General features: G+C 70.5%; 3 protein-coding genes. All 3 read right to left on the bottom strand.

The features are described from left to right. Positions 1-1,700 (bottom strand): 4-alpha-glucanotransferase (gene malQ, locus ACFDTH_RS17335; protein ID WP_375288804.1); only part of this gene is annotated, 1,700 nt, incomplete at its 3' end. Next, on the bottom strand, positions 1,697-3,388 hold the full coding sequence (treZ, locus tag ACFDTH_RS17330) for a malto-oligosyltrehalose trehalohydrolase (protein ID WP_375288803.1): 1,692 nt from the start codon (positions 3,386-3,388) through the stop codon (positions 1,697-1,699). The genes treZ and malQ, both read right to left, overlap by 4 nt. Then, the coding region (glgX, locus tag ACFDTH_RS17325; RefSeq protein WP_375288802.1) for a glycogen debranching protein GlgX at positions 3,367-4,957 on the bottom strand (1,591 nt) is incomplete at its 5' end. The genes glgX and treZ, both read right to left, overlap by 22 nt.

The following is a 4,957-nucleotide window of genomic DNA, read 5'->3' as shown; positions in this document are numbered from 1 at the left end:
AGCGGGGCGGGGGCGTCGGCGACGGCATCGAGGATCGGGTCGAGCGGTGGATCGGCGGGCGGATCGCCGGGGCCGCCGACCGCCGCCCACAACGACTTGCGCTCGTCGGCGCGGATGTCGTCGGCATCGTCGGAGACAGACGCGAAGCTGCGTCGCCAGGCGATGTCGCGGCCGGTCCACCAGCCGGCGAGCGTCGGCGTGTCGTGCGTGCCGGTCATCGCCACCGCCTCCGCGTCCCAGCCGGCTGGCCGGGTGAACGCGCCCGTCCGATCGCGCTCGAACGGCAGCACGCGCATGCCCAGCATGCCGCGCGCGGCGAGATCGTCGCGAAAGCCCGGCGGCACGGTGCCGAGGTCTTCGGCGATCACGATGGCGTTCGCGCGATGTGCCTCGATCGCGACGATCCGCTTGAGGTGCGGACCGGGCATGGTGAGATAAGCGCCGTCGCTGGCGGACGCGCCCTCCGGGATTACCCACAGGCGATCGAGCCCCAGCGCATGGTCGATGCGGATGCCGCCGGCATGGGCGAGCGCGGCGCGGATCGTCTCGATGAAGCCGCGGAAGCCGGTGCGCGCGAGTGCGAACGGATCGAGCGCGGTGATGCCCCAGCTCTGCCCGTCCGGGCCGAGCGGATCGGGCGGGGCACCGATGGTGAGGCCGGTCAGCAGCTCGTCGCGGCGGCTCCAGCCGTGGCTGCCGCCCGGGCACATGCCGACGGCCAGGTCGGCGATCAGGCCGATGTTCATGTGCTGGCGGGCGCTACGCTGTGCCTCGGCGAGGCTTAGGTCGGTGAGCCATTGGAGGAAGGCGTAAAAGGCGACGTCTTCCGCGTGAGCGGCGGCGAAACGGTGGACCGCGTCGCCGGCAGGATCGCGGTACTCTGCCGGCCAGTCGCGCCAGTTGCCGATGCCGGTGTTGGCGTGGAGCGCGTCGAAGCGGGCGTGCCGCTCCAGCGCCTCGCCACACTCGGCGCGGAAGGCGGCGACGGTGGTGCGGACCGTTTCCGGGGCCCGGTCGAAGGCGGTACGGAGGTGAAGGAGCCGTTCGCGGGCGGCTTCCGGCCAGTCGATCAGGTCGGGTGCGGCAGCGGAGGTGGGCGGCGCGCCGATCAGCGCAGGATCGGCGAGCAGGACGTTGTGGAACAGCCGCGTCGAGGGCGAATAGGGGCTGAACCGCGTGGGATCACCGGGGAATAGCGCGTGCGTGGGGCTGATCGCCAGCGCCTGCGCCCCGGCACGGCCGAGCGCGGCGGCGGAGCGGGCGAGGGTAGCGAGATCCCCATAGGCGGTGTTGTCCGGGCTGCGAAGTGAGGGGATTTGGACGGCGGCTCCCCAGCTACGGCCGGTCGGGTGCGGGCAGCGCGGCGGCGCGATGGCGAGGGTAGAGGTGCGGCCGGCGTGGTGGAGCTGGTGGTAGCCGATCGCGTCGATGATGAGGGGACGGTCGAGCGGTATGGGGAGGGAGGTGCCGTCTTCGAGGATCAACTCACCAGTTTCGTCCGTCCCGTTGAGGGTGAGGAGCGCAGAAAAATCGACCGGCTGGCCCGCCTCGCCCGAAAGAAACGGCTGCTCGGGCGCGCTGGTGTCAAGGCGGGCGAGGATCGCCTCCAGCACCGCATCGTCCACCCGCTGCGGGCGGCTGCTGGCGTCCTCCCAGTCGCGCTGGAGCCCGGCGGCGGCGGCGCGAGCGTGGATGGTCATCGCTCGATCCAGGCGACGAAGCGGTCGCCCTCGGTGAACAGCGGATCGGCGACCGCGGGCAGCGCGGGGGCGTCGCCGAGGTCCAGCGCGATGCCCAGCGTTGATCCGTCGCCGAGCCGCCAGCGCGCGGTCACTGCGGCGGGGCCGGTCGCCTCCGCACCGATCGCGCGGGTGCCGGGGAGGGGCGGGACGATGCGGCCGCTGCGAAGTGCGAGCAGGTCGCGGTAGAGTGCGCGCCACGCTGCGGCATCGGGGCCGGGCTGCGGGCGCGAGGCCTCGAAGGTGGCGCGGGCGTTGGGGTCCGGGATCGCCGCGCGCGCACTGTTGTCGGCGAACGCGGGGAACTTGGCGAACTCGCGGCGGCGCCCGTCGCGTACCGCATCGGCTAGGTCGTCGTGGAAGTCGGTGAAGAACAGGAACGGCGTCTCGCTGCCCTCGGTGTCGCCCATGAACAGCAACGGGATCTGCGGGCAGAGCAGCAGCAGCGCGGTGGCGGCGCGGAGCTTTGCAGGATCGGCGAGGACGGTCAGCCGCTCGCCGAGCGCGCGGTTGCCGATCTGGTCGTGGTTCTGGAGGAAGGCGACGAAGCGGGTCGGCTCCAGATGCGCGCTCGGCGAACCGCGTGGCCTGCCGTCGTGGTTGGGCGAGCCCTCGCCCTGGTAGATGAAGCCCTCCGCCAGACAGCGGGCGAGGCGTTCTGCGGGACGCTCGGCGAAGTCGCGGTAGTAAGCGTGGTGCTCGCCGGTGAGCAGCACGTGGAGGACGTTGTGGAAGTCGTCGTTCCACTGCGCATCGAAGGCGCCGTCGCGCAGGCGGGCGGCGTCGTTGCTTTCGTTTTCGAGGACGAGGTGGACGTGGCGGTCGGGGAGCGCGGCGCGAACCTCGGCGGCGAGGCGATCGAGAAAGGCGGGGTTCTCGATGGCATGGACCGCATCGAGGCGCAGGCCGTCGATCCGATAGTCGCGCAGCCACATCAGTGCATTGTCGATGAAGAAGCGGGCGACCGGCTCGCGATCGACCGCCACCGCGCCGCCCCAGGGCGTGTGCTTGCTCTCGTCGAAGAAGCCGCTGGCGTAGAGGCCCAGGTAGTTCCCGTCGGGTCCGAAGTGGTTGTACACCACGTCGAGGAAGACGGAGAGGCCGTGCGCATGCGCGGCATCGATCAGCGCCTTGAGCTCGGCGGGGGAGCCGTAATCCTCCTGGACCGCATAGGGCAGCACGCCGTCATAGCCCCAGCCGCGGGTGCCGCCGAACGCGCCGATCGGCATCAGCTCGATCGCGGTGATCCCGGTGGCAGCGATCTCGGGGAGCAGGCGCCGGATGCCCGCGAAACCGTCGAGCAGGCCGGGGTGGAGTTCGAGCAGCACGGTCTCGTGCCACGGGCGGCCGTGCCATTCGGTCTGCCAGTCGTGGCGGTGATCGACGACGACGCTCCAGCCGTGGACGCCGATTGACTGCGCGTGCGCGGCGGGATCGGGCACCGCGGTGTCGCCGATACGGAAACGGTAACGCGCGCCGGGGCCGGTGCGGAGGGTGGCGGAATGCCAGCCTTCGGCGTCGCGGGTCATGGCGGTGGCGCCCGCTTCGGTTTCCACCGCCACCATTTCCGCATCTGGCGCCCACAGGGTGAAGCGCGTGCCCTCCGGCCTGACCTCCGGCCCCCAGCTCATTCCCATGCGCTCGTCCACGTCAGCAGCACCGCCGATTGGGGCGCGACCTCATAGTCGTTGCCGATCTCCACCTCCGCCTGCTCGGGCCGGGCGCTGTCGATCAGCACGCGGCGGCGGTCGCCGGGGGGCGGCAGCTGGAAGGTGATCGGGTCCGCGCTGGCGTTGAGCAGCAGCGACACGGTCTCGACCTCGCCCGCTTCGGTACGTAGCGCGCGGCGCATCAGCAGCGCGCGGCCTTCCGGGTTCTGCCAGTCATCGGGGCTGAGCGCCTGGCCGCGCTCGTCCCACCATTCGATGTCGTTGACGCCGTGGCCGGGCGAATCCTGCCCGTACAGGAACGTCGGTGCATGGAGCACGGGGTAGCGGCGGCGCAGCGCGGTGAGGCGCGCGGTGAAGTCGATCAGCTGCTGCCCCTCCGGCGTCGCGGCGGCCTGCCAGTCGAGCCAGCTGATCTCATTGTCCTGGCAATAGGCATTGTTGTTGCCCTGCTGCGTCCGCCCGAACTCGTCGCCCGCCACCAGCATCGGCGTACCGAGCGAGGCGAGCAGGGTGGTCATCATCGATCGCATCACACGCGTGCGGGCGTCATTGACCAGCGGATCGTCGGTCGGGCCTTCCACGCCCCAGTTGCGCGAATGATTGTTGTCGTGGCCGTCGCGATTGTCTTCGCCGTTCGCCTCATTGTGGCGCTGCTCGTAGGTCACCGTGTCGGCGAGGGTGAAGCCGTCGTGCGCGGCGAGAAAGTTGACGCTCGCCCACGGCCGCCGCGCGCGCCGGTCGAACAGGTCGCCCGAGCCCGACAGCCGCGCGGCGAGATCGCCGCGCTGGCCGGGCGCTCCCGCCCAATACTGGCGCACGGTATCGCGATATTTGTCGTTCCACTCGGCGAAGCCGGGCGGGAAGTTGCCGAGCTGATAGCCGCCGGGGCCGACATCCCAGGGCTCGGTGATCAGTTTCAGCCGGCCGAGCACCGGGTCCTGTCGCAGCACGTCGAAGAAGGCGGCGCCCGGATCGAAGCCGTAATCCTCGCGCCCGAGGGTGAGGCCGAGATCGAAGCGGAAGCCGTCCACCCCGAAGCTGGTCGCCCAATAGCGCAGCGAATCGGCGACCATCTGGATCACCCGCGCCTTGGTCATGTTCAGCGTGTTGCCGGTGCCCGTCTCGTTGATCGTGTAGCGCGGCTGATCGGGGACGAGGCGATAGTAGCTGGCATTGTCCAGCCCGCGCCAGGAGAGGGTGGGGCCCTTCTCCGATCCCTCGCAGGTGTGGTTATACACCACATCGAGGATCACCTCGATCCCGGCCTTGTGCAGGCGGTGGACGGCGCGGCGCAGCTCATCCTGGTGGTCGCCGGCCATATAGGCCTGTTCGGGCGCGAAGAACCCTAGGGTGTTATAGCCCCAATAGTTGCGCAGGCCCTTCTCCTGGAGGAAGCGGTCCTGGGTGAAGGCGTGGATCGGCAGCAGCTCGATCGCGGTGACACCGATGCGCTGAAGGTGGCGGATCACCGCGGGGTGGCCGAGCGCTGCATAGGTGCCGCGTTCGCGCGCGGGGACTTCCTCCATCAGTCGGGTGAGGCCCTTGACG

The sequence above is a fragment of the Sphingomonas sp. genome (genome assembly GCF_042096255.1).
GTDB lineage: Bacteria > Pseudomonadota > Alphaproteobacteria > Sphingomonadales > Sphingomonadaceae > Sphingomonas.
The sequence above is the reverse complement of the archived record's forward strand: the minus strand, read 5'-3'. Positions and strand labels throughout refer to the sequence as shown.